Annotated in this window: 24 protein-coding genes; 7 read left to right on the top strand and 17 right to left on the bottom strand. The window is 63.3% G+C overall.

The window, feature by feature from the left end:
* Positions 1 to 49: 49 nt before the first annotated feature.
* The 4 genes from HXS66_RS04760 to HXS66_RS04745 all read right to left on the bottom strand — a co-directional run bounded on the left by HXS66_RS04760 (position 50) and on the right by HXS66_RS04745 (position 3,370).
* Positions 50 to 256, bottom strand: coding sequence for a cold-shock protein (locus tag HXS66_RS04760; protein WP_077378903.1), 207 nt, complete (start codon positions 254 to 256; stop codon positions 50 to 52).
* A gap of 214 nt (positions 257 to 470) precedes the next feature.
* Positions 471 to 935: a lipocalin-like domain-containing protein gene (locus HXS66_RS04755; RefSeq protein ID WP_139345494.1), complete on the bottom strand. Its 465-nt coding sequence runs from the start codon at positions 933 to 935 to the stop codon at positions 471 to 473.
* A gap of 65 nt (positions 936 to 1,000) precedes the next feature.
* Positions 1,001 to 2,662, bottom strand: a complete 1,662-nt coding sequence (locus HXS66_RS04750) for an ATP-binding protein (RefSeq protein WP_176502972.1) — start codon at positions 2,660 to 2,662, stop codon at positions 1,001 to 1,003.
* A gap of 3 nt (positions 2,663 to 2,665) precedes the next feature.
* Positions 2,666 to 3,370 (bottom strand): winged helix-turn-helix domain-containing protein, encoded by a 705-nt coding sequence (locus HXS66_RS04745; RefSeq protein WP_371861098.1) that lies wholly within the window; start codon positions 3,368 to 3,370, stop codon positions 2,666 to 2,668.
* Between the two features lie 623 nt (positions 3,371 to 3,993).
* On the opposite strand from HXS66_RS04745, the gene HXS66_RS04740 reads away from it, so the two are divergent.
* The 3 genes from HXS66_RS04740 to gnd all read left to right on the top strand — a co-directional run bounded on the left by HXS66_RS04740 (position 3,994) and on the right by gnd (position 9,802).
* On the top strand, positions 3,994 to 6,894 hold the full coding sequence (locus HXS66_RS04740) for a ribonucleoside-diphosphate reductase subunit alpha (protein ID WP_084209391.1): 2,901 nt from the start codon (positions 3,994 to 3,996) through the stop codon (positions 6,892 to 6,894).
* Between the two features lie 281 nt (positions 6,895 to 7,175).
* The gene (locus tag HXS66_RS04735; RefSeq protein WP_084209392.1) at positions 7,176 to 8,417 is read left to right on the top strand and encodes a ribonucleotide-diphosphate reductase subunit beta; all 1,242 of its coding nucleotides are present in this window, start codon (positions 7,176 to 7,178) and stop codon (positions 8,415 to 8,417) included.
* A gap of 401 nt (positions 8,418 to 8,818) precedes the next feature.
* Complete coding sequence (gnd, locus tag HXS66_RS04730) at positions 8,819 to 9,802, top strand: phosphogluconate dehydrogenase (NAD(+)-dependent, decarboxylating) (protein WP_077378886.1); 984 nt, start codon at positions 8,819 to 8,821, stop codon at positions 9,800 to 9,802.
* A 152-nt stretch (positions 9,803 to 9,954) separates the two neighbouring features.
* Here the strand turns inward: gnd and HXS66_RS04725 are convergent, their stop codons facing one another.
* The 6 genes from HXS66_RS04725 to HXS66_RS04700 form a co-directional block, all read right to left on the bottom strand.
* Complete coding sequence (locus tag HXS66_RS04725; RefSeq protein ID WP_176502971.1) at positions 9,955 to 10,494, bottom strand: TIGR02281 family clan AA aspartic protease; 540 nt, start codon at positions 10,492 to 10,494, stop codon at positions 9,955 to 9,957.
* Between the two features lie 79 nt (positions 10,495 to 10,573).
* Positions 10,574 to 11,071: a DUF3592 domain-containing protein gene (locus tag HXS66_RS04720; RefSeq protein WP_077378881.1), complete on the bottom strand. Its 498-nt coding sequence runs from the start codon at positions 11,069 to 11,071 to the stop codon at positions 10,574 to 10,576.
* Between the two features lie 26 nt (positions 11,072 to 11,097).
* On the bottom strand, positions 11,098 to 11,769 hold the full coding sequence (locus HXS66_RS04715) for an ankyrin repeat domain-containing protein (RefSeq protein WP_077378878.1): 672 nt from the start codon (positions 11,767 to 11,769) through the stop codon (positions 11,098 to 11,100).
* A gap of 399 nt (positions 11,770 to 12,168) precedes the next feature.
* Positions 12,169 to 13,533, bottom strand: coding sequence for a HAMP domain-containing sensor histidine kinase (locus HXS66_RS04710; RefSeq protein ID WP_077378875.1), 1,365 nt, complete (start codon positions 13,531 to 13,533; stop codon positions 12,169 to 12,171).
* Positions 13,530 to 14,249, bottom strand: coding sequence for a response regulator transcription factor (locus HXS66_RS04705; protein WP_077378872.1), 720 nt, complete (start codon positions 14,247 to 14,249; stop codon positions 13,530 to 13,532). Before HXS66_RS04705 ends, HXS66_RS04710 begins: the two co-directional genes overlap by 4 nt.
* A 90-nt stretch (positions 14,250 to 14,339) precedes the next feature.
* On the bottom strand, positions 14,340 to 14,819 hold the full coding sequence (locus HXS66_RS04700) for a PepSY domain-containing protein (RefSeq protein ID WP_176493686.1): 480 nt from the start codon (positions 14,817 to 14,819) through the stop codon (positions 14,340 to 14,342).
* A 254-nt stretch (positions 14,820 to 15,073) separates the two neighbouring features.
* Here HXS66_RS04700 and HXS66_RS04695 point away from each other — a divergent pair, with 254 nt between their 5' ends.
* Positions 15,074 to 15,886 (top strand): hypothetical protein, encoded by an 813-nt coding sequence (locus HXS66_RS04695; RefSeq protein WP_176502970.1) that lies wholly within the window; start codon positions 15,074 to 15,076, stop codon positions 15,884 to 15,886.
* 273 nt (positions 15,887 to 16,159) lie between these two features.
* A complete protein-coding gene (locus tag HXS66_RS04690; RefSeq protein WP_077378868.1) occupies positions 16,160 to 16,513 on the top strand; it encodes a hypothetical protein in 354 nt (117 codons plus the stop codon).
* A gap of 115 nt (positions 16,514 to 16,628) precedes the next feature.
* On the opposite strand, the gene coq7 is transcribed toward HXS66_RS04690, so the two are convergent.
* Both coq7 and HXS66_RS04680 read right to left on the bottom strand, forming a co-directional pair.
* Positions 16,629 to 17,294 carry a 2-polyprenyl-3-methyl-6-methoxy-1,4-benzoquinone monooxygenase gene (gene coq7 / locus HXS66_RS04685; protein WP_084209398.1) on the bottom strand — a complete coding sequence of 222 codons (666 nt, stop codon included), beginning with the start codon at positions 17,292 to 17,294 and terminating at the stop codon, positions 16,629 to 16,631.
* A 261-nt stretch (positions 17,295 to 17,555) separates the two neighbouring features.
* A complete protein-coding gene (locus HXS66_RS04680; RefSeq protein WP_176502969.1) occupies positions 17,556 to 17,897 on the bottom strand; it encodes a histidine triad nucleotide-binding protein in 342 nt (113 codons plus the stop codon).
* Between the two features lie 244 nt (positions 17,898 to 18,141).
* On the opposite strand from HXS66_RS04680, the gene HXS66_RS04675 reads away from it, so the two are divergent.
* Positions 18,142 to 18,918, top strand: coding sequence for an RIO1 family regulatory kinase/ATPase (locus tag HXS66_RS04675; protein ID WP_176502968.1), 777 nt, complete (start codon positions 18,142 to 18,144; stop codon positions 18,916 to 18,918).
* Between the two features lie 28 nt (positions 18,919 to 18,946).
* Here HXS66_RS04675 and HXS66_RS04670 read toward each other — a convergent pair whose 3' ends face one another.
* The 4 genes from HXS66_RS04670 to phaR all read right to left on the bottom strand — a co-directional run bounded on the left by HXS66_RS04670 (position 18,947) and on the right by phaR (position 22,522).
* A complete protein-coding gene (locus HXS66_RS04670; protein WP_077378856.1) occupies positions 18,947 to 19,819 on the bottom strand; it encodes a phosphoribulokinase in 873 nt (290 codons plus the stop codon).
* Positions 19,819 to 20,274: a thioesterase family protein gene (locus HXS66_RS04665; protein ID WP_077378853.1), complete on the bottom strand. Its 456-nt coding sequence runs from the start codon at positions 20,272 to 20,274 to the stop codon at positions 19,819 to 19,821. The genes HXS66_RS04670 and HXS66_RS04665 overlap by 1 nt, the downstream gene beginning before the upstream one ends.
* A 267-nt stretch (positions 20,275 to 20,541) precedes the next feature.
* Positions 20,542 to 21,834: a phosphoribosylamine--glycine ligase gene (gene purD / locus HXS66_RS04660; protein WP_176502967.1), complete on the bottom strand. Its 1,293-nt coding sequence runs from the start codon at positions 21,832 to 21,834 to the stop codon at positions 20,542 to 20,544.
* A 166-nt stretch (positions 21,835 to 22,000) separates the two neighbouring features.
* Positions 22,001 to 22,522 (bottom strand): polyhydroxyalkanoate synthesis repressor PhaR, encoded by a 522-nt coding sequence (gene phaR / locus HXS66_RS04655; protein ID WP_084209401.1) that lies wholly within the window; start codon positions 22,520 to 22,522, stop codon positions 22,001 to 22,003.
* Positions 22,523 to 22,720: 198 nt separating this feature from the next.
* Between phaR and HXS66_RS04650 the strand changes: the two genes are divergently transcribed.
* A complete protein-coding gene (locus HXS66_RS04650) occupies positions 22,721 to 23,446 on the top strand; it encodes a 16S rRNA (uracil(1498)-N(3))-methyltransferase (RefSeq protein ID WP_176502966.1) in 726 nt (241 codons plus the stop codon).
* Between the two features lie 4 nt (positions 23,447 to 23,450).
* Here HXS66_RS04650 and HXS66_RS04645 read toward each other — a convergent pair whose 3' ends face one another.
* Entirely contained in the window at positions 23,451 to 24,788 is a 1,338-nt protein-coding gene (locus HXS66_RS04645) for a deoxyribodipyrimidine photo-lyase (protein ID WP_176502965.1), read from the bottom strand.
* Between the last annotated feature and the right edge of the window lie 687 nt (positions 24,789 to 25,475).

Below are 25,475 nucleotides of genomic sequence, written 5' to 3'. Positions count from 1 at the left end.
TCTAGACATCTATCATCTCACACGGAACGAATTCCGCAGCGAGTGATGATCAGTCGATAGCCTTGACGTTGGCTGCCTGCAGGCCTTTCTGGCCCTGAGTCACGTCGAAGGAGACCTGCTGGCCGTCCTGCAGGGTCTTGAAGCCTTCTGCCTGGACTTCGGAGAAGTGAACGAACAGATCGTCACCGCCGTCAGCCGGAGCAATGAAACCAAAACCTTTCGCGTCGTTGAACCACTTAACTGTACCAGTTGCCATGAGAAATTCCTCTCTGATTAGCATGTTTGAAATAACGGGCATTACCCGAAGAGCGTGGGCAAAGCAAAACCATGCATCAAATCAGCGAGGCATTTCGGGGCGCTCAAGGCGTTTTACCGAGCAGCACAGGCGACTGAGTGGTGCGTCTTGCTATCCAACAGGGGTTACCTTGCACCTTAAGCCATGATCCCGTCAAGCCTTTTCGGTAATGATGTCATCTATCATGAAGGCGCTGCCAGGCAAGCCAGGTGGTATAGCCCCCTGCAGGCAGCTGAAGATTGGGCGCGTCCGTGCCCAGCAGCAGTGACTCTCCGGTGAGCTGGACTCGCCGCGCCAGCGTCACGCCACTCCAGTCCGCGATGCTCGCGACGTCTACCTGATGACGGACCTCCTGACGCCGCTCATCCCAGCACCAGCGCCCACAATAGGCAAAGCCCTGCCGAAAGGCCGCCATCAATTGATCATCAGTGGGCGCCACCCCTAGAGGCTCACGCTCACGAGCCGCCAGCTGAACGCTCATGAAGCCATTGGGGAGATAGTGCAGCTGACCCGCACACCTCCCCAATGGCTCCCATTCACGCCCATCCGGCCAGGCATACCAGAAGCGTTGCAGCTCCCAGGAGCCGATCAATGCGTCATGCAGAGCCCCGACGTCACGGCTCGCATCTTGCAGATTCATCCACTTGCCCTCCTCGCTGATGACATCGCTTCGCACCACTGCGTATCACGATAGAGTAGCATCGCTCAGGTGCGCTGCCCGTCATCCCCCTCCCCGGGGGTCACGGGCGGCAAGGAAGGAGGCGCCTCACGTCCCAGCTTGCTGCTGGACAAGGGCAGCAGCAGGCTGAAACGTGCCCCTTTCAGGGCGATGCCCCGATCGACCACCACGCTTCCGCCATGAGAGTGCATGATCTTCTGCACGATGGAGAGCCCCAGACCATAGCCACCTGAAGATCGCGTGCGTGAATCATCCAGTCGCGCGAATGGCTTGAAGACCTTCTTGCGGTCCTCCTCGCCCACGCCGGGGCCATCATCCTCGACATCGATGCGCACCACCTGCGGGTCTCTGGAGATGCGCACCAGCACACGTGAATCTGCATGCCGACAGGCATTCGAGACCAGATTCTGCAGCGCACGCTGCAGATAGCGTGCCTCCGCCTCCACATCAAAGGCACCGCCTTCAATGCTCAGCAGCAGCTCAGGATGCAGTGGCGCCAGGGTTTCACAGACCTGTTCCGCCACTTCCCGACAGTCCACCGCTCCCAGATCCAGCTGAACCCCGGCGGCGTCATTGAGGCGTGCATAGGTCAGGATCTCGTCGATCAGCTTGTCGAGCTCCTCGATGTCACCATCGGCGCCCTTGATCTGCCGGAGCACGAAGTCATCATCCACCATGTCCTCGATCATCTGCAGCGCGAAGCGGATACGTGCCACCGGGGTACGCAGCTCGTGGGAGACGGCGCGAATCATGTCCTGCTGGGCACCCAGCAATCCCTGCACGCGTTCGGCCATGCCATTGAAGGCCATGCCGAGACGGCCAAGAAAGTCATTGGTCTCGATCCTGACCCGCGTATCGAGGTAGCCGCCGGCAATCCGGGTCGCCGCCTTCTCCAGTCGAGTCAACCGTGCCTCCAGCGAACGCACGACCAGATAGATGACACCTCCCAACAGGCTGATGACGGCCAGAATCATGGCAACGATCAATGCCGCCGGGGTCGTCTCGAAGACCTGCAGCGGCCCGACCTTGATCAGGTTGTGACCCTCCAGGCGGGTATAGAGCGCCAGCGCCTGCCCATGGCTTGCCATGTTGAGCACCACTCGCTGGTCGTTGATCCGCCCGACCTGTTGCGCATCCAGCCCGTTGGGCATATCAGGCAATTGAGCGAAGGCCAGCCCGGAGGCATCCTGCAGCTCCGACAACAGAGCGACACGCTGCTCCGGTGCCATGGGCAACAAGGTTTCCCGCAGCAACGACATCAATCCCCGCAACTGTCGCTCAGCCAGATGCAGCAGCCTGAGCTCCAGCACCTGCTCCTCGCCCGGCACCTGCATCAGTAGCTGCCAGCCAGCATCCTGATGCTCATGCACCAGAGGCCGGCCGGCCGCCAGACGGCGCTTCTCCCACCAGTTGAGGTCGAATACCTCGACAGGCGCCAGCATCAGCCGCGCATCCAGCAGGCGCGAGGAGCGCTCCAGCAGGCTCGACCTTTCGGTAGGAGGCGCCTCGGCCACCTGCCGGGTCAGCAGCAGCATCGGCGCCGCCCCCAGGCGGGTCTGGTAGGCCTCGAGTCGGACGGCGTTGGTCAGCTGATAACCGCCCAACGCCACGCCCAGCGTCAGGAGCAACGCCAGCAGCAGCACCACGTAGACGCGCAGGAAGATACTGTCAGACAGCGCACGCCGCATGAATCAGAGGTCCTTGACGAACAGGTAACCCTTGCTGCGTACCGTCTTTATCCGCTCAGGGTGATTGGGGTCATCACCGATCTTGGGCCGGATGCGCGAGACGCGCACGTCAATGGAGCGATCCTGGCCGTCATACTTGATGCCACGCAGCGCCGAGAAGATCTCTTCGCGAGTCAGCACGCGCCCGGCATTGGAAGACAGCAGCCACAGCAGATCGAACTCGGCACTGGTCAGCTCGATACGCTCACGCGCCAGCCAGGCTTCACGGGTAGCGTTGTCGATCTCCAGGTCATTGAAGACGAGACGCGTCTCGCCTGCCGCCTCTTCCGGGCCGTCGGCCCGCCTGAGCAAGGCACGCATGCGCGCCAGCAACACGCGAGGCTGCACCGGCTTGGGCACGTAGTCATCGGCGCCCATCTCGAGGCCCAGCACCTGATCCATGTCATCAGTACGTGCCGTCAGCATCAGAATGGGGCCGGAGAACTGGGGCCGCACGCGACGACAGATGGACAGGCCATCCTCGCCCGGCAGCATCAGATCGAGGATCACGATGTCGGGGCGCAGGCTGATGATCAGGTCCACTGCCCGGCCGCCATCGTGTTCGACGCTGACGCGGAAGTTGTTGGCTTCGAGATACTCACGCGTCAATGTCGCCAGACGCTCGTCATCCTCGACAATCAGTACATGTTCTTGCGCATTGGTATCCAAGGGCATTCCATCCGCATCGTTGGGTCGGCGTGGCCAGCGGCTCACAGGGAGTTACCGTCCTGTGCCACGTCGTAACCTTTTCAGGGTGATTTGTCACGAATGATACGCCAATTTGGGGATTTACGCGCCAGCTGTCCCGCACACATGCGCACTGACGAGGGGCAAAGAAATTAACACGCAATGTCTTGACATCCCCGGGCGGCAGGCACGGATTTTCAACCACACCTTACCCACAAGTTATCCACTTGCACGACCCCAAAAACAACACTATCTTGTGTCCAAATTCAGCTCACACCCCATATGTAGGGTTTTGGCGACGTCCGCACCCATAAGCCGGAAAGGCAATTTTCAAGCCTCAAGTCAAGCCCGAAAGAGATGATTCAGCAGATGGCGCGGCAACGCATGATCTGCCGCGACCAAGCTGTCATCGGTACCGAATTTCCTGTCTGACCGCCTTTCAGTGGCCTGACGGGTCATGCCAGCCGAGACAGCGATCAGACGATATGTCAGCCAGCCGTACGTGATGGCACGCCCCACCGGGTGCCTCGCCGGCAGTGACACACGCTTTGCCCACGGGCCCTCGCCGGGCAACGATTCACCTTCAGACGATTCAGGAAGGCGTCATGGATTCCACTTTCAGCACCGATCAGGCGGCAGTCGACGTGACCGCACCCCAGCGCCTGCGCGTCATCAAGCGCACTGGCGATGTTGCGCCCTTCGATGCCAGCAAGATCTCCGTCGCACTCTCCAAGGCGTTCATCGCCGTGGAAGGCGATCAGGTCGAGTCCAGCTCGCGCATCCGCGATCTGGTCCAGCAGCTGACCAGCCAGATCACCGATGCCTTCCAGCGTCGCATGCCTGATGGTGGCACTCTGCATATCGAAGACATCCAGGACCAGGTCGAACTGGCCCTGATGCGCTCCGGCGAGCACAAGGTGGCCCGCGCCTACGTTCTCTACCGTGACGAGCACGCCCGTGCCCGCAGCGCGCAGAACGACGGCATCGCCAAGCCGCACCCGACCATCAATGTCACGCACCTCGACGGCAGCGTGCGTCCGCTGGATCTGGGCCGTATCGAGACACTCGTCTTCGATGCCTGCGCCGAGCTGTCCAACGTCGACGCCCAGAAGATCGTCGATGACTCGCTGAAGAACCTGTACGACGGCGTGCCGGTCGATGGCGTGTCCACCGCGCTGATGATGACCGCGCGCACGCTGGTCGAGAAGGACCCGAACTACACCTACGTCACCGCCCGCCTGCTGCAGGACAACCTGCGCCGCGAAGCCCTGAGCTTCCTCAAGGTCGCTGACGAGGCCACCTTCGGCGAGATGAAGGACCACTACCCGGTCGCCTTCAAGGCCTACATCGAGAGCGGCATCGCCTTCGAGCAGCTGGATGAGCAACTGGCCACCTTCGATCTGGATCGCCTCGGCGCCGCCATCGATCACACACGTGACAACCAGTTCACCTATCTCGGCCTGCAGACCCTGTACGACCGCTACTTCCTGCACCAGAACGACGTGCGCTATGAGTTGCCGCAGGTCATGTTCATGCGTGTCGCCATGGGTCTGTCCCTGAACGAGGAAGACCGCGAAGGTCGCGCCATCGAGTTCTACGAGCTGCTGTCCAGCTTCGACTACATGGCCTCCACGCCGACCCTGTTCAACGCCGGTACCCGTCGCAGCCAGCTGTCCAGCTGCTACCTGACCACCGTGCCGGATGCCCTGGATGGCATCTACGGTGCCATCCGCGACAACGCCATGCTCTCCAAGTGGGCCGGCGGTCTCGGCAATGACTGGACGCCGGTGCGCGCGCTGGGGTCCTACATCAAGGGCACCAACGGCAAGTCCCAGGGCGTCGTGCCCTTCCTGAAGGTCGTCAACGACACCGCCGTTGCCGTCAACCAGGGTGGCAAGCGCAAGGGCGCCGTCTGTGCCTACCTGGAAACCTGGCACATGGATGTCGAGGAATTCCTCGACCTGCGCAAGAACACCGGTGATGACCGTCGTCGTACCCACGACATGAACACCGCCAACTGGGTGCCGGACCTGTTCATGAAGCGTGTCTTCGATGACACCGAATGGACCCTGTTCTCGCCGTCCGACTGCCCGGACCTCCACGACCTGTACGGCGCGGCCTTCCAGGCGCGTTACGAGCAGTACGAGGAGATGACCCGTCAGGGCCAGCTGAAGCTGTTCAAGCGCGTCAAGGCGCGTGATCTGTGGCGCAAGATGCTCTCCATGCTGTTCGAGACCGGCCACCCGTGGATCACCTTCAAGGACCCGTGCAACCTGCGCAGCCCGCAGCAGCACGCCGGTGTCGTGCACTCGTCCAACCTGTGCACCGAGATCACCCTCAACACCTCCGAGGATGAGATCGCGGTCTGCAACCTGGGCTCGATCAACCTGGCGCAGCACGTCATCGACGGCAAGCTGGATGGCGACAAGCTCAAGAAGTCGGTACGTACCGCCGTGCGCATGCTCGACAACGTCATCGACATCAACTACTACGCCGTTCCGCAGGCGCGTCGCTCCAACATGCGTCACCGTCCGGTCGGCCTCGGCATCATGGGCTTCCAGGACGCGCTCTATGCGCAGTCCATCGCCTATGCCTCCGAAGAAGCCGTGACCTTCGCCGACGAATCCATGGAACTCGTCAGCTATCACGCCATCGAAGCTTCCAGTGATCTGGCGGCCGAGCGTGGCCGTTACGAGAGCTTCGACGGCTCTCTGTGGAGTCAGGGCATCCTGCCGATCGATTCCATCGAGAAACTCAAGACCGAGCGTGGCGCCGACTACATCGAGATGGACGAAAGCCAGACTCAGGACTGGGACTACATCCGCGAGAAGGTCCGCACCCAGGGCATGCGCAACTCCAACGTGATGGCGATCGCGCCGACCGCGACGATCTCCAACATCTGTGGCGTCTCGCAGTCCATCGAGCCGACTTACCAGAACCTGTTCGTCAAATCGAACCTGTCTGGCGAGTTCACCGTGGTCAACGCCTACATGGTCAACGACCTCAAGGCGCGCGGCCTGTGGGATGAGGTCATGATCAACGACCTCAAGTACTACGACGGCAGCGTCCAGCCGATCGAGCGCATTCCGGAAGACCTCAAGGCGCTGTACGCCAACGCCTTCGAAGTCGAGCCGAAGTGGATCGTCGAAGCCGCCTCGCGTCGCCAGAAGTGGATCGACCAGGCGCAGTCCCTGAACCTGTACATCCAGGGCGTGTCCGGCAAGAAACTGGACGTGACCTACCGCATGGCATGGTTCCGTGGCCTCAAGACCACCTATTACCTCCGTGCTCTGGGTGCGACCGCCGTGGAGAAGTCCACCGTCGATCGCAGCAAGCACAACGCCGTCGGCAACGCACCGACCCCGGCTCCTGCTCCCGCGCCGACCCCGGCACCGGAAGCCAAGCCGGAACCGCGTGGCATCGAAGACTTCCTGCAAGGCAAGAGCGGTCAGCGTGCCCCCTCCGCCAGCAACATCGATGAGCTGGGCTGTGAGGCCTGTCAGTAAGCGATTGCGCAAGACTCGAGTCAGGCCCTGCCTGACTCCCCGCCTGCGATGACATCCCCGGCAGGCGGGCTGCGGCACTTTCTCAAGACCGAGCCTGGCTCGGTCTTGTGCCGACACAACAATCACTGCCTCCTGACATTGTCTCGAAACACGGCCCGGGCCTGACCTTCCCTCTCGGCAGATCACGCCTCTCGATGGCGCCAGCGTCGCAGGACGCACCGCCAACGCCTTCTTGTCACGCTGATTGCCCGCGTGACCACTACGAACACGAGGAACGCAACATGTTGAACTGGGACGATTTCCACGAAGACGAAGCCCCCGCTGCCGAGAAGCCGGCCGCTGCCAAACCGGCGCCGCAGGCCGAAGCCCCGGCGGCTGAAGTTGCCGTCGCGAGCGAGAACAGCGAAGGCTACGCGGTCAGCGAAGCGGAACGCATCGCCCGCGCCCAGCAGGCGCTGGACGATCTTGACGTGGCCAAGGGTCTGGAAGAACTGGAAATGGGTGCCCAGCGCATTCAGGTCGACGAGAAGCGCATGATCAATGCCCGCGCCGACGTCAACCAGCTGGTGCCCTTCAAGTACGACTGGGCATGGCAGAAGTACCTCGACGGCTCCGCGAACCACTGGATGCCGCAGGAAGTGAACATGAACGCGGACATCGCGCTCTGGAAGAGCCAGGACGGCCTGACCGAAGACGAGCGTCTGATCGTGATGCGCTCGCTGGGTTACTTCTCCACTGCCGACTCGCTGGTCGCCAACAACCTGGTGCTGGCCGTCTACAAGAACATCACCAACCCGGAGTGCCGCCAGTACCTGCTGCGTCAGGCCTTCGAAGAGGCGATCCACACTCACGCCTACCAGTACTGCATCGAGTCACTGGGCATGGACGAAGGCGAAGTCTTCAACATGTACCGTGAAGTGGACTCCGTGGCGCGCAAGTCCGCCTGGAGCCTCAAGCACACCCAGGCGCTGGCGCGTGCCGACTTCCACACCGGCACACCGGAAGCGGACCAGGAGTTCCTGCGCAACCTGATCGGCTTCTACGCCGTCACAGAAGGCATCTTCTTCTACTGCGGCTTCTCCCAGATCCTGTCCATGGGTCGTCGCAACAAGATGACCGGCGTCGCCGAGCAGTTCCAGTACATCCTGCGTGACGAGTCCATGCACCTGAACTTCGGCATCGACGTGATCAACCAGATCAAGGTCGAGAACCCGCACCTGTGGACCGCCGAATTCCAGGACGAAGTCACCCAGATGATTCTGGAAGGCACCCAGCTCGAGATCGAATACGCGCGTGACACCATGCCGCGCGGCGTTCTGGGCATGAACGCGGCCATCATGGAGGAATACCTCCACTTCATCTGCAACCGTCGCCTCGCGCAGCTGGGCCTCAAGGAGCAGTTCCCGGGCGCCAAGAACCCGTTCCCGTGGATGTCCGAGATCATCGACCTGCGCAAGGAGAAGAACTTCTTCGAGACGCGCGTCACCGAATATCAGGTCGGCGGCGCCCTGAGCTGGGATTGATCTAATTTAGTTAAATATACGTCATAACTTTCTGCGCTTGCGCTCATCAGTGCATAACTATAGTTTCACTAATGAGCTAAAAAGCCATGTACTCGGAGAATTACAGCGATGGTCAGAAAAACAAGAAGCGACTGCACTGTAGGTACTTTTGAGAAGTCACGAGGATTACCTCCTGGTTCAGTGAGGAATCCCGACGGACGTGATACTAGGTCAGATAAGAAAATCGGCACCATTCGAAAAGAACATGGGAAGCCACAAAAGAAGCAATAAAAAGCTAATGTTTTTGTGAAGATTCCCAACGGGCCATGTCATTGATATGGCCCGTTTTTGCGTCCAGCGCCCGCACAGGGTAGGCTTCGCGCCGTCCCGACTCTCCCCGGCTTCACGTGAAAGGAACGAACATGCAACTCGGTATCATCGGACTCGGCCGCATGGGCGGCAACATCGCCCGCCGCCTGATGCGCAATGGCCACGAAGTGGTCGCCCATGACCGTGACGAGGCGATTGCCCAGTCACTGGTCGCTGACGGCGCCACCCACGTCGACAATCTCGCGGCGCTGGTCCAGCAGCTGAAGGCACCGCGTGCCGTGTGGGTCATGTTGCCGGCGGGCGAGATCACCGAGCAGACCATCAGCGCACTGGCCGAGCTGATGGAAGCCGGCGACACCATCATCGATGGCGGCAACACCTTCTACAAGGACGACATCCGTCGTGCTGCCACGCTGAAGGACAAGGGTCTGAACTACGTGGACGTGGGCACCTCCGGTGGCGTGTGGGGCCTGGAGCGCGGCTACTGCATGATGATCGGCGCCGAGAAGGCCGTGTTCGATCATCTCGAGCCGCTGTTCGACACCCTCGCCCCCGGCTATGGCAACCTCGAGCGCACCAAGGGTCGCAATGCCCCGGATGAGCGCGCGGAACGTGGCTATATCCACGCAGGCCCGGTCGGTGCCGGTCACTACGTGAAGATGGTGCACAACGGTATCGAGTACGGCCTGATGCAGGCCTACGCCGAAGGCTTCGAGCTGATGCAGAGCAAGGGCTCCGAGGACCTTCCGGAAGACCAGCGATTCGACCTCAACCTGGCCGACATCGCGGAAGTCTGGCGTCGTGGCAGCGTCGTCTCCTCCTGGCTGCTCGACCTGACCGCCCAGGCGCTCGCCGGCGATGCGCGCCTGGATCACTACAGCGGTGCCGTCTCCGACAGTGGCGAAGGCCGCTGGACCGTCGATGCCGCCGTCGAGCAGGGCGTTGCCGTGCCGGTGCTGGCAAACGCGCTGTTCTCGCGCTTCAGCTCGCGCAAGGAAAACACCTACGCCAACCGTCTGCTGTCCGCGATGCGCTTCGGCTTCGGTGGCCATGTCGAGCCGCCCAAGCAGGACTGATCTTCCGCTGACGCATCAGACGTGAAACGCCCCGCTCATGGTCTCCCATGAGCGGGGCGTTTCGTTGGCGAGGCCATCGTTGGCAAGACAGCATGAGCATCAGAACCTGTCAGTCTGACTATCTGGCCGGCCTCTCCTGCCCGGCAGTCTCGTCAGCCGCCACGCCCCGCAACCGGCGTGAGTGTCATCTGCTGCCCCCGCATGTTGATATCGAACTCCCCCAGAAAGCTCATTCCCAGCAGCACCACCTCATCATGCATGCCCGGCACGATGGCCCCGCGCACCTCGCGCTGGTTGAGCCCCGCCAGACTGACGACATCCAGCGTGGTCAGTGCGCCATGGCTCACCCCATTGGCGGTGGTGAAGCGGGCATCCCGCCCGCGTGGCAGCTGAAGATGCTCGGCCAATGCTTCGGACACCGAGACATAGGTGGCGCCGGTATCCAGCAGGAAGGTCACCGGCTCACCATTGATCTCGCCGGGGGCCACGAAGTGCCCTGAGCGGTTGCGCGTCAGGGTCAGCGGCTCCCCCTGGGACAATGCCTGGCCGGCCAGCGAGGCATTCGGGCGGGTACGCTCCTCGAGCTGCCCCTGGAACCACCACACCAGCATGCCAAGTATCAGCCCCCAGCACAGCACCAGCATGCCGATACCGTAACGCCGGGTTGTCCCCTGGCCTTCAGAATCCTTCATTCACTCTCACCTCTGACAGCCGGTTGCCAACATGCGCCCCCCTCCATGCCACCGGCCCTCTTAATGCTACCGGCCTTATTCATGCTACCGGCCCTCTCAACAACAGACGCAGCGCCACCAGACACAGCGCGACCCCCAGCGCCAATGGGACGCCGATCAACCAGCCGCGCGTGCCAGGCAGACTGGCCTCGTGAGGCGCACTGCGTCGATAGTTCACGGCCACGGTCTCGCCGACCGCAGGCGTCGGCGTCTGCACCGCCAGCGGTGATACATATTCATGCCAACCGCCACGCCTGTCCTGATAACGCACGATGGGCGCGTACTGGATCGACTCGACATTGAAGCGCCCCCCCGGCGGCAAGCCTGCCATCGCCAGGGCCTCGTCCTCACTCAACTCACCGCCCTTGGGCAGATGGATGCGGCCGCGCCCTTCCACGTTCAGGGCGCGATCATGACTGATCACCTCTCCCATCACCTGGACGCTTTCCCGTGCGAGTGATTGTGCGTACTGCCAGCGAAGCGCACCCAGCAACAGCAGCGCCACGCCGATGATCAACAGCCCCCAGGGTAATACCATGCGCTGCCTCCTGCGTAGGTTGGCCATCATGTCTGGCGGGAACTCGCCGAGCGGGCTGCCTGAAGCGTCTCGTCCGACACGACATGCGCCACGCCCTGCTCCCGACCACCAGCCGCTTCCAGCATGTCACTCAAGGTCTCGAACTTGCGCCAGCGGGCGTGCGCCAGAGGTGTCACTCCCTCGGCATCCGCGAGATTGACGTCAGCGCCGTGATCCAGCAGCTGCTTGACCACCTGTTGATAGGCATCCCCGCCGTCCCCCAGCAATACGGCTTCGATCAGCGCCGTCCAGCCAAGGCGATTCTGATGATCAGGCGGCACGTCCGTCTGCTCCAGCAACACGCGGCAGATATCCGCATGGCCGCGCTCGCTGGCGGACATCAGGGCCGTGGAGGAGAAACGATTGAGCACCGTGGCCGAGGCACCGTGCTCAAGCAGGCAGGTCAGGCAATTGCCATATCCCAGCGCCGCGGCAGCTAGCAAAGGCGTGTCATGCAGGGCGTCGGTCTGCTCGCTGTCAGCTCCCGCGGCCAACAGCACCGCCACCGCTTCGGGCTGATTGGCCTGCACGGCCACCATCAACGGCGAGCGTCCGCGATAATCGACATCATTGAGGCGCTCACGCGCCCCGGGCTCGGCAAGCGCTTCCCTGAGCCCTTCCAGATCCCCACGCTGCGCGCACATCGTCATGTCCTTCATGCCCACCTCCTGACGCCTGAGAATTCACACGACTCCTGTCTGACAGCCTATGCGATCCTGAAGACGACCGTTAGCCTCCCTGCGTTCAATCTCCGCCTTGCGCACCCGCCAACCCTCTCCCGGGGTCACTGACGGGCGCGCATCCCGCTGCCGGAACAGGGGAGATATCAGGCATAAAAAAAGCGCCCCCGAAGGAGCGCCAGTTCGTCATCACCGCAGGGCGCGGCAGACGAGACTCAGAAACGAAGCCCGTCCGGCTGCCAGCCGAACCCCCTTAGAATACGGTGCGGCTGGCGTGACGCCCAATCATCTCTCGGGATCGAGATGATAGCCAAGCCCTATGAGTTGATATCTTTCAATAGGATAATATCAAAGGGCTGCAGGACACCCCTCTTCCCATCAGGCCGTGGGCTTGGTCCCCACCAGCGGTGAGCTGGGCAGCCAGACATGCGCCGCCAGGCCGCCTAGAGCGGAGCGCTCCAGCCTCAGCTCGCCGCCATACAGCGCCATCAGGTCGTCCACGATCGCAAGCCCGAGTCCTGAACCGGAGCGCCCCTCATCGAGACGTGCACCACGCCCCAGCGCGGCGGCGCTCTGCTCGTCGCTCATGCCCGGGCCATCATCCTCGATGACCAGCAGCACACCGCCATCGCGGGACTCGCTGGTCACACGTACCTGCTGCTGCGCCCATTGCAGCGCGTTCTCGAGCAGATTGCCGACCATCTCCTGCAGGTCCTGCGGGTCGACGCGCACACCGGCATCATCCTCCAGCGCGAGGCTGAGAGTGATGCCACGCCGGCTCGCCAGGCGCCCAAGGCCATCGAACACCGGCCCGGCGGCCTCGCGCAGACTGACTCGCCCACTGAGATGCGCACCGCCCGCGGCACTCGCCCGCGCCAGATGGTGACGCACGGCCTCATCGATACGTCGCAATTCGGCATCGATGCGGGCGCGGTCCTCGCCATCAAAGCGCTCGGACTGGGCCTTGAGCACACTGACCGGCGTCTTGAGCGCATGCGCCAGATTGCCCGCCGCGGCACGCCCACGCTCGATCAGGCGTTGATCTCGCTCCAGCACTGCATTGATCGCGCGCGTCAGCTCTGTCAGTTCAGGTGGCAGGCGTGTTTCCTCCAGCCTGTCCGCCTCACCCTCCGCGACCCGCTTGAGGCGTGCCCGCAACCGCCGCAGCGGTGCCAACCCCCAGCTGATCTGCGCGGCGGAGCCACACACCAGCAACGACGCCAGCGCGACAAGCGCTCCCGCCAGCAACCACTCGAAACGCGCGACCTCGGCGTCCACCTCGCTGCGACTCGCCGCCACCATCACATGCAGTGGCTGGCTGCGGCCCGGCAGGCGAATATCACGCTCGATGGCGCGCAACGACTGATGACGCGGCCCGTCGAGATCCCGGCTCAGGAACCCGTCGGCACTGATCTCATCGCGAATCGGCAGGCGTTGATCCCACAGCGAGCGCGAGGTCAGCACATTGCCGTGGCGATCGGAAATCTGCCAATACCAGCCGGAGTAGGCCTGATCGAAACGCGGATCACCCAACGAGCGCGTAAGCCCCGGACGGCCCTTCTCGCGATCGAACTGGATCGCGGCGATCAACACCTTCGACAGCGACAGCAGCCGCTGGTCAAAGGCTGTCGTCACCGCATCCCGAAAGCTCCACGCCAGCCCCAGACCGGTCAACGGCATGACGATCAAGGCGATGACCAGCGAGCCACCCAGCAGTCGCCGGCCGACGGACAATGGCTTCATGCGTCGCGGCCGTCCGCTCCCGCTGCGCCGGCCCCGTCTGCGCCACCCGATTCGGCATCCGGGTCGCGCAGGCGATAACCGCGACCGCGCAGGGTCTCGATACGCTCAGCCCCCAGCTTGCGACGCAGGCGGCTGATCTGGACATCGATGACATTCGAGTCGGGTTCATGGTCGCGGTCATAGACATGCTCGACCAGCTCCGAACGGCTCACCACGCCGGGCACGGCATGCATCAGGTGCATCAGCAACCGCGTCTCCTGTGCCGTCAGTGACACGGGGCGCCCCGCCAGGCTGACAGTGCCGCCATGCGTATCACAGGCCAGATCCCCCAGCTTGAGCACCGGATGGGCATGCCCGCGCGAGCGACGCACCAGCGCGCGCAGGCGGAAGATGACCTCGGCCGTCTCGAAGGGCTTGGTCACGTAATCATCCGCACCGGCAGAGAAGCCGGCCGCCTTGTCCGACCAGCGCTCACGCGCCGTCAGCACCAGCACCGGGACTTCGATGCCGGCCTCACGCCACTGGGCCAGCCAGCGGGTGCCATCACCATCCGGCAGGCCAAGGTCCAGCACCACCGCATCATAGCGCTCGGTCTGCACCAGAAAATCGGCATCGGCACCATTGACGGCATGCTCGACCAGCACATCTGCCTCACTGAGGCGTGCCATCAGCGCTTCGGCCAACGGCATGTCATCTTCCACCAACAATATCTTCATGAATTCTGGGCACTCCTGGGCAGTCGCTATCCGGTGACGGATACCGCGTCACGGCATCACACGAGGACACTGCTGCAAGCATAACGGTCCTCAGGGGTCTTCGGCACCCTCAAGACCGCCCGTTGGCTGACGCTCGCTCAGGGATGGCGACGGGCCTGCCGGGCTCTCGAGAGCATGACGGCGCATCGCGTCCAGATTGACGCCACGCACCTCACGCAGCTCTCCATCCGCGGCCCGTACGGTGAACTTGGCCATCTGGCCCTGCGGTCCGAGCATCTCGACCTCGTAGATCAACTCGCCATGGATGTCTTCAAGCTCCACCTCGACCACCTGCCCCAGCCAGTCACGCTCGAGACTGTCCAGCAGTTCAGACAGTGAAATGACACGGCCGGCAGCCACCTCATCGTGCAGGCTACGCCAGCGCTCACTGTCACACAGCGCATGCGGCGGCATGGCCAGGACACCGATCAGCAAGCCGCCCAGCCCCAGGCACAACCATCCATAGCGTTGCCGCCATTGGCTGACGCGGGATGCGCTGGCGCCTGTCTGGGCCTTGCGGGGAGTCGGCATGACGGAAAACCTCTTGAATTGCGGCGGGTCTGGTGCGCCGCGACGGGCGCTGATGCTCGACAAGCATCCTGGCAATGGAATGTGCAAGCAAACCTGCGTTGGAACAGCGCGGACGCCAGCGGATGCGCACGGATGACCGCATGCCGCAAAGACTGACAGGCAGCAATGAACCTCAGATGAATCCCCCTCTCAGTGTCATGCAAGGTCGCATGTCTCACAGTGAGGCCATGTTCCACTGCCTTGAGGAGGCGTCCATGCCGTCATCTCCTGCCTCTACCAGTGTGAAGGAGGCTCGCTCTCGGGCCATCAGCATCCGGCTGGCGGGGCGCTCCATCGTGAACCTTCGCCAGCGACTGGGAGCGGGCGCTCTCGGCCTGATGCTGGGCTCGGTGCCCGCCTATGCCAATGGCATCGAGGATCTCCCTCCCCAGCATCGACTGAGTGCTTCCACGCTGGGCACGGGGTTGGGTGACACTCGTCGCGAGGTGGCCGCGCTCGCCACGGCGAGCGGGCACAGTCCCGATAGCTCTGGCAGTCCTGACAGCTCTGGCAGCCCTGACAGGCGTGCTGCGGGGATGGGCGATGACAATGGCGATGCCACGTCAGGGCAAGCGTCACCGGACTCGCAGCGCGATTACGCAGGCTCTCACGAAAGCTCTCGCCTTCTGTCCACGGGGCTGGCCCCGGAACTGCTGACCCAGCTGATGATGCGAGCCAGCCACAGTGGGATGCGTCAATTCAGTGGCATGGACATCGTGGCGAATCAGGTCCGTTTCACCGGCTGGGGGCGAGACGGCTGGGAGATGGAACTGTCCATCAATCGCGCGGATGGCGAGCTGATCGATGAGGCACTACGCCGCCAGACCCGCCAGACGGAGGAAGGGGCAATGGGGAGAAACAGCCTGCGTCAGACCTTGAATTTTGCCGCCAGCGACGGCATTGAAAGAATACGCAGTGTCGACGTGGAGGCGCATGCCATCCGAATCGTCGGACTGGACGGGCAAGGCCGACAGCAGACCCTGTCCTTGAGCCTGCCCACCCTCGCCAGCACGATGCCGGGCGGATGACGCTCGGACCTGACGGCCTCCACCGCGCCCCTGCGGACACGACAATCGCCTTGACGACAACGCTGCCAACCTCGATGCTGAGATCATGAGGCAGCCAAAGGCATGACGAATCTCGCAGGGGCCTGCAGTGCCGCCCTGGCTCAGGTGCTTCAGGCGCTGACAGCCAAATGAGACACCCCACTTTCCAGACCCGATACCCCCGACCATCCACCTTCACACATCGGGTCTTCCCTGCCCGGCCCATCGGCCCGGCAACCATTGCGGAGAATCAACATGCAAGGCCAACAGCACAACACTCTCTGGAACCAGGCTCGCCAATGGCAGGCCAACGCCGGCAACCAGCGTCCTTCTCAAGGCCTGTCCGGCCTCAAGCTGGTCGCTGCCTGGCTGATCGGCGGTGTCGTCATGATCTTCAGCCTGTTCGCGGCACTGATCATGATGGTACTGGGCATCATCATGCTGCCCTTCATCCGCCGGCGCATGAAGAAGCGCATGAGCGAGATGCAACAGCGCATGCAGGAAGCCCAGGACAAGGCCAACGGCCGCCAGAACTATTCGCGGGATGCGACACGTGAAGACGGCAGCAGTACCGCGACGCTGGATGGTGAGTACCAGGTCAAGGAATAAGCCCCGACACCGATGACCGATTCAGGGTCACATGACGCAAGAAGGCCGCCCCACGGGGCGGCCTTCTTCGTTTCAGCGACCTGACGCTACACAGGCAAGCTCAGATGCCTGACCCTCACACGCGATAGACGCTGGCGGTCATCACCTTGGACATCAGCCGCATGGCGCTCTTCAGCGGCCCCGGGAAGCGATGTCCTCCGGCCTCCAGCGCCCATTGCTCATGATGGGCTTCATCGATCTCCATCTGCCGCAGCACCGCGCGTGAACGCTGATCGCCCTCGGGCAGTGTCTGCTGGTGCTTCGACAGATGCTCGCCTACCAGCTCCTCGGTCGCGGCCACGAACCCGAGGCTGACCTTGTCGTTGATGGCGCCGGCCGCTGCCCCGAGCGCAAAGCTCGTCATGTAGAACAGTGGATTGAGCAGGCTGGTATTGGCATCCAGCTCGACGAGACGTGCATCGCACCAGGCGAGATGGTCGATCTCCTCCTGAGCGGCAAGCTCCATCTGGCTGCGCGTTTCCGGCAGACGCGCCGTGAACCCCTGGCCCTGGTACAGCGCCTGGGCGCAGACTTCACCGGTGTGATTGATGCGCATCAGACCGGCAGCATGCTGACGCTCCGCATCACTGATCTCGCTGTCCACGATATCGCCTGCCGGGGTAGGTCGTGACGGCTGAGCCGCATGAGGGACCAGCGTGCGCAGAACGGTATCGAACTGATGGATCAACTGGTCGGCGCGACTGTGGTGACGTTGTGCCTGACTGGCGGTGGGGTGCGTCATATAAGAACTCCTGCACGGCGTGAGCAATGCCACCATCTTACGCAAGGCCCCCACTCACGGTAAGGGGCAGAGTGACGCTGTCGTCGTCGGCACGTCTGAGTCTCGCATCGCTCCGACATCTCCTGCCTGCAGCCTGCAGAACAAGACCGGGCATGACGCTTTCACGTCATGCCCGGTATGCGCCCGTGTGCCGCACGCTTGTATATCGCTAGCCGCTACCTGCCCGCGAACCGCCGGTACAGGCGCCTGCTCTACGCCGGCTCAGCCAGCCGGCCAGGTGAAGCGGCGACCACCCATCAGGTGCATGTGAATATGATAGACCGTCTGGCCGCCATCTTCATTGCAGTTCATCACCACACGGTAGCCATCGTCGGCGAAGCCGTATTCCTTCGCCAGTCTGGCGGCGGTGTACTGCAGGCGTCCCACCGTGGCCAGCTGGCTTTCCTCGATATCATTGAGCGTGGCGATGTGCTGCTTGGGAATGATCAGCACATGGGTCGGCGCCTGAGGGTGGATGTCATTGAAGGCCAGCACCTCCTCATCCTCATAGACGATATCGGCGGGAATCTCGCGATTGATGATCTTGCAGAACAGACAGTCCATGACACCTTCTCCCTCGACAATGACGTCGCCGCCAACGGCAGCGCAAGGTGCAAGCGTAGCGTCAGCACCGCAATGGGCCAAGCCCCGAGACAATGATCACCGAGACGTCCCCGATACCGACAGGCGCCTGCGCATGAGACGAGTGTCGCTGGATGGGCAACAGAATGATTCACTCACGACGGTGGGCGGACTCGCTAAATGATAGGATAATCATTGTTACCTCGCTAACAAGAAGCCTGCCGTCATGCGCCTGCAAACCTCCTTGATCCCCTCCCTGCACAAGGCGACTCACGAGCTGGACGCCTCCGGCAGGGCCACCACAGGTACAGTGACACCCAAGGCATCAGTGGCCACGCCTGACGCGGACACTGCCGGGACGCTGTCACGCGAACCGGCGGCAGAGGACTTTCTGCAGCGCGCCAAGGGCTTTCTCAAGGCGGAAGTCTATCTCACGCACCTCGATGGCCAGACGGTGGTATGCAAGGACTACCGTCGTTATGCCGGCACCCCGGCGGCACTGATCGCGCGCTGGCTGGTCCGTCGAGAACTGAAGATGCTGAGCCGCCTGGCCGGCTGGACGCATGCACCGCGCGCCATCGCACGCGTCTCCCCGCTGGCACTGGCCATGGAATACATTCCCGGCCCTCTGCTGAGCGATGCACAGCTGGATCCCGCGGCGCATCCAGGACTCTGCCAGCAGCTGATTCTCGTCGTGCAGCAGCTGCATCAGCGCCGCATGGCGCACAACGACATCCGCGGCTCCAACGTCATACTGCGCGATGGCATACCGGTACTGATCGATTTCACCTCGGCGGTGCGGCTGCCGCGACTGCCGGGCACGGCCGGTGTGATGCGCATGATGCGTCGCTTCGACCTGCGCCACTCCCTCAAGCTCAAGCAACGTACGCTGGGGCTGCCGCTGCGGCCACGCGAGGCTCGCCTGCTGATGCGCAGCGGTCGCCTGAATCAGGTATTGCGCCTGTGGAAGAAACGCATCCTGCCGCGTCTCAAGGGCCGGTGACGCGTCCTGCTCTCGCCGACCTCACGTCTCAGCGGAAGCGGCGCTGGGCCAGCAGACTCCTGACCAGCGGCGTGATGATCAGCTCGATGGCCAGCGCCATCAGGGCACCCGGCACCACCAGCGTATGCGGGCGCGACATGAAGGAGCCCTGGATCATCGCCAGCAGATAGGGGAAATCGACGCTGCCCGGATCACGGAAGTGCACGACGACCATCGACTCGGCATCGGTGGGAATGTCCTGCGGCTCGAAGGGGTTGGAGGTGTCCACCGTCGGTACGCGCTGGAAGTTGATATGGGTACGCGAGAACTGCGGCTGGATATAGCGGACGTAGTCATCCATGCGGCTCAGGATGGTATCGACCACCGCTTCCTGGGAGTGCCCGCGCAGCTTGGTGTCCCGGTCGATCTTCTGGATCCACTCGAGGTTCATGGTCGGTGCCACGCCGATCAGCAGATCCACATGACGCGCGATGTCATGCTCGGGCGTCACCAGCCCGCCATGCAGGCCCTCGTAGAACAGCAGGTCCGTGCAATCCGGCAGCGACTGCCATTCGGTGAAGGTCCCGACCTTGTAGCCCGCCTCGATCATGCGCTTGTCTTCGGCATGGATGTAGTGACGGTGCGTGCCGGAGCCCTGCTCGCCATACTCCAGAAACAGCGCTTCCAGTCGATCAAGCTGGTTGGCCTCGACCGCGAAGTGTGACAGCTCGCGCTTGCGCTCCGGCGCCTCCTGGAACATGCGTACCAATTCATCGCGGGTATAGCGGTGAAAGGCATCGCCATCCACATAGGCGGCATGGATCGACTCACGCGAGAACATGCGCTCGAAGGTCCGCATGACCGTGGTCGTCCCCGCACCGGAGGAGCCCGTCACGGCGATGATCGGATACTCCCGCGACATCAGCGCGCCACCTCGCAGGCCAGCGCCGCGACCGTACGCTCGATCTCGTCACTGACACGTGCACTCGGCACGGCCAGTCCGTCGGGGCCGGCAAACACCAGCCCGACCCTTACGGTGGCCAGCACACTGCCGTCACCGACCCGCACCAGACGATGATGGACACCCAGTCCCTTGCCGGACACGGGGTCCATGGCGGTCTCCACCACCAGCGCATCGCCCAGCTTGCCTTCCCCCTGATACTGCACGGCCAGATCGGAGACGATGCTCATGAGGCCATCGACATCCCATTCCGGGAAGCCGAGTGCCTGCCAGGCCTGGCCGCGTGCCTCGTGCGCCAGGCTGACCACGCTATCGTGACCGAGATGCTGGCCATAATTGATATCGCTGACACGAATCGTCATCGCATGACGATGCACCAGGCGCTGCTCTGGGAACTCGAGCCGAATACGCTCCATGAGGACTCCTCGTCGGCGAGACGGAAATGGACGATGACGGCGGAGTCGCCATGCTTCCCCGATGCCATGCTCAAGGCCGGGGAGACCCATGGGCCGCCGTTCATGCGTGAACAAGTGATGATGAAGGTTATCGCACGGCCGACACCGACATGACCAGACTCTCGACACGATGGTCGTAGAATGGCCGACGCGAGAATCACGGTGCGATAACGACAAGACCCGGCCAGAGGCCGGGTCTTGCAGACAATGCGATGATGCCGGACAGGCTCAGGCGTCGCCACGCTCACGGGCGATGGCACGCCAGGCGATGTCACGTCGCACCAGCACGTCCTGCCAGTCGATGGCGTCCACACCCTCGTAGGCACGCTCGGTGGCAGCGGCCACGCTGTCGCCCAGTGCGGTGACGCACAGCACGCGACCACCGCTGGTGATGACCTGGCCGTCCTTTTCGGCGGTGCCGGCATGGAAGACCTTGCAGCCGGTCGCCTCGGCAGCGTCGAACCCGCTGATGACATCGCCCTTGCGGTAGCTGGCCGGATAGCCACCCGCTGCCAGCACCACGCCGACCGCCGCGCGGGAATCCCACTCGCAGCTCTGGGTGTCGAGACGCCCCTCTTCGGCGGCCAGACACAGCGCGACCAGATCGGACTTCAGACGCACCATGATCGGCTGGGTTTCCGGGTCACCGAAGCGGCAGTTGTACTCGATGATCTTAGGCGCGCCCTGGGCATCGATCATCAGACCGGCATACAGGAAGCCGGTGTAGGGGTGGCCTTCGGCCGCCATGCCACGCACGGTGGGCAGGATGATCTCGTCCATCACGCGCTGGTGAACGTCAGCCGTCACCACCGGTGCCGGAGAGTAGGCCCCCATGCCGCCGGTGTTGGGGCCGGTATCGCCTTCGCCGACGCGCTTGTGATCCTGACTGGTGGCCATCGGCAGCACGTTCTCGCCGTCAACCATCACGATGAAGCTGGCTTCCTCGCCGTCGAGGAATTCCTCGATCACCACGCGTGCGCCGGCATCGCCGAAGGCGTTGTCCTCGAGCATGTCACGCACCGCTGCGCGGGCTTCCTCGTCGCTCATCGCGACCACGACACCCTTGCCCGCCGCCAGGCCATCGGCCTTGATGACGATCGGTGCCGGATGGGCCGCCAGGTACTCAAGCGCCGCATCGACCTCGGCGAAGGTAGCGTAATCGCCGGTCGGGATGGCATGACGCGCCAGGAAGTCCTTGGTGAAGGCCTTGGAGCCTTCCAGCTGGGCAGCGCCGGCCGTCGGACCGAAGCACTTGAGCCCCGCCTCGCGGAAGCGATCGACCACGCCGATCACCAGCGGCGCTTCCGGGCCGACGATGGTCAGCTCGATGGCGTTGTCCCGCGCGAAGGCGACCAGAGCATCGAGATCGTCAGCGGCAATCGCCAGATTGGTCAGCTTGGACTCGCGCGCCGTGCCCGCATTGCCGGGGGCCACGAAGACCTCCTCGACACGGGAGGACTGGGCGGCTTTCCAGGCCAGCGCATGTTCGCGGCCACCGCCGCCGATGATCAGGACCTTCATCTTTTCAACCTTCATGAGCCAGTGAGGATCAAGGCTGCCCGCAAGACACGGGCGACCGAGGAAATGTCAGGCTGCGCATTATGGCAGAAAGGGGCTCCCCTCGGGACGCCCCTTTTCACATCAACGCGATTTCATGTGATTTTCATACCGGCCGACCAGGCATCACTCAGCGTGTGCCCTCGGGGTCGTGGGCCTCGCCGTCGTCGTTCGTCCCGCCCTCCGGGGCATCATCGGCAGAGCGTGAGCTCGTCCGGCCCCGGTTGATGCCGCCCCCCATGGCCTGCTGCCAGAAGCGCAGATTCTCTTCGGCGACTTCGCGCATCATCTCCATGGGCGAGTGGCGCATGGCCTGGGACCATTGCTCCTGCATGCGCTGCTGTTGCTCCATCATCAGCCGCGTGCCCTGCTCCAGATACCCCGCCAGCGGCAATGGCTTGGCCATCGCATAGATGCGGATGAACTGCTCCAGCAGCTCGTTGGAGAAGACTTCGGCCTCACCATCGCCCTGCTCCTGCTCAATGATGATGGTCAGCAGGATGGTACGCGTGAGGTCCTCGCCGCTCTTGGCGTCCTCGACCTTGAAGACCTCTTCCGCCAGCACCAGGCTGCGCAGGTCCTCGAGGGTCACATAACGGCTCTGCTCGGTATCGTAGAGACGCCGATTGGCGTATTTGCGGATGACTCTCACGGATCAAGCTCCTGTCAATTTTTCTTCATTGTGCACTCAAGGGGGGGCACTGCAAGGAAAGCCGCTTCCACGCGGCTGATCCACTACCGCCACGCCCCGGGCAATCGCCCCCTTCGCTGTCATTTCGCCGGAGCCGAGCCATCTGGCGTCCATGCTAGAATGCCGCCTCTTTTCCTCCTGTCTGTCTACGGTATCGCCATGAACCTTATCCTGCTCGGCGCTGATGACCTGCTCGCCTCCGACCATGCACGCGTGACGGACCCGCGCAGACTGCGCCATCTGCGCGAGGTGCATCGTGCCGCTGTCGGTGACGAGATGACCCTGGGAATCGAAGGCGGGCTGATCGGTCGTGGACGCCTGGAGCGGCTGGACGCCGAGGTGGCCGAATTCAGTCTGCGTCTGGAGCGTCAGCCGCCGGCACCACTCGATGTCCATCTGCTGCTGGCGCTGCCACGCCCGCGCATGCTGGCGCGCTCGCTGGAACACGTCACGGCGCTGGGCGTGAAGCACATCACCCTGCTGCATACGCGGCGCGTGGAGAAGAGCTACTGGCAGTCGCCGGAGCTGAAAGAGGAAAAGATTCGCCAGCATCTGGTGCTGGGACTGGAGCAGGCGCGCGACACCATCATGCCGACGGTCACGCAGGAGACATTGTTCAAGCCATTCGTGGAGGACAGACTGCCGGACCTGATGGCCCCGGAGAGCGCCGTGAAGCCGCGCGGCATCATCGCGCACCCGGGCATGCCGAAGGAGTGCCCGCGCGCGGTGAGTGAGCCGGTGATCCTGGCCATCGGCCCGGAGGGTGGATTCGTGGACTATGAGGTAGAGCAGTTCATGAAGGCCGGCTTCGAGGGCGTGCACCTCGGCGAGCGCATCCTGCGCGTCGAGACGGCAGTCACGGCGCTGCTGGCGCGACTGGGCTGAGACCTCACACCGGCTGACCCGCCAGATGCCGCCACTCCCCCCAGTGGACGGCGGCATCGAAATCCAGCAGACAGTGCTCGAACCAGCGCGCCCCGAGTCGCCAGTCTCCCCCGGCGGCAAGCCATGCACGGGCCAGATGCTGGCGCTCATCCCACGGCAGCCAGCCTTCCCGGGTCAGCCTGTGCATGGCCCGGTCCACCCGTACGTCGCCCGTGCGCCCTTCGCGCCAGCGCTGGAATGCCACATCGCAGGCCGCCTCCTTCTCAAGCGCCTCGCCATACCAGCCCATCAGCGATTCCTCGGGCTGCGCTTGCAGGACCCGCTGCCAGTACTCGCGCTGGAGCAGCACGGCCATCAGCTGATGCGCCGCGAGAGACTCCCCCATTTCCCGTCGATGTTCCGCCAGTGCCTGCAGGATGCGCCGCGGACTGATGCAGCCCTGCGCCAACCAGGCGGACAGGCGCCAGGCAGCCTGCACCTCGGCATCCTCTGATTCCGGACGCGACCAGACGAGGGAAGACAGCTGCTCGCGCGCCGGCTCCTCTCCGCCTTGAAGCGTGGCGATCTCCCCCACCGGTTGCCAGGCGCTGGCCGTGGCGCACACTGCCTCCAGCGGCGGGAAACCGCGTGATGCCGATTCCGGCCATGGCGGCAAGGAACACGGCAGCCCCTGCAAGGGATTTCGCGAGGCATGACGCGTCCACCACTGGGCATCATCGAGACGCAGAGACATCACCCCGCGTGACGCCAGCGCTGGCGAGAGCCGCGAGGAGGCGGGCAATTCCGGGGCGGCGAGAGACATCGCCTTCGCACCGTGGGCCGGGCTTTCCATCACATACGGAGGCGTCCACAGGGCCGTGGGCTCCTGCGTCGCATCCCGCTCGTCCAGCGGCTCCAGCACGAGCCCTTCACGTGGGTGGCAATGCAGCCGGGTACTGGCAGGAAGTTGCGCGGCAAGACGCTGAAGATTGCCGGCATCATCCGGGGTGCGGGAATGACTGACTTCCAGGCAGTCCACGTCATGCTGGCGGACCTGGGCCAGCACCTCGCTGACGGGATCCCCCACTCGCACCAGCAGATCACTGCCGCGGCGCAGCAACATGCCACGCAGGTTCATCAGGCTCTGCCAGAGGAGGCGAAGGCGGGCAGGTCCCAGGCGAGGCAGACCCTCGACAGGCGTCAACCAGCGCTGGTCCAGCACGTACATGACCAGAAGTTGATAGGGGCGACGGACACTGGGCAGCGCGAATACCGGGTTGTCTTCCAGACGCAGGTCATGACGCAGCCAGACAAGTGACGTCTCCGGTGGGCCGCCCGAATTCGTGCTGATGGCCTCTCGCATGCGAGCTCCAAAGCGTTATCGGCGTATAATATTTGTACAATAAATAGCCCGCTCTGTACAACACGCTGTCCGATCAGGGACCTCATCCGACCTGCCGCCCGTGCGCTGGCGAGGGGTGCAAGTGCGTGATACATTCGAGAGGTTAGGTCACGATCCACCAATGTTTTCAACAAGATCGCGCAAGTGTCTCTACCCGCAAACACACTTGTCATCCAGGGGCTTCAGGAGGAATACGGCCATGCTCGCAAGACATGACATGACCGCACCAACCCGGCATCTTCACCGTCTGCCCATCGCGGGCAGCCGGGGGCGCGCTGCGGACCTCATCCCCACCTGGATGCTGGCACCTCGTGCCGTGCGCCTCCCCTTTCTGACTGATCCGCCCGCGGCGGTGACGTCTCATCCCGAGGTACCTGCGTCCCTGCCGGGCGCCTGAACCTCTGAGCCGCCATCGGCTGCCACTGCCACCCATTCCCGCCACTTGATGGCGGCACGCACCTCCCGAGCAGGCGTCGACCTGACACGGAAGCGTGATCCAGAGGTGGCAACCTCGGCAGCCTGCAATGCGCTCGCCTATCCTATCGGCACCCAGTGGCCGAAATCCGCGTCCCGACCTCGAAGCTGGTGGCCTGGCCCTGAGCCCGTGTCCGCTCCGCTGACGACAGAGGGACAACGCCCTACAACGAC

The organism is Cobetia sp. 5-11-6-3 (assembly GCF_013374055.1).
Classification (GTDB): domain Bacteria; phylum Pseudomonadota; class Gammaproteobacteria; order Pseudomonadales; family Halomonadaceae; genus Cobetia; species Cobetia marina.
The sequence above is the reverse complement of the archived record's forward strand: the minus strand, read 5'-3'. Positions and strand labels throughout refer to the sequence as shown.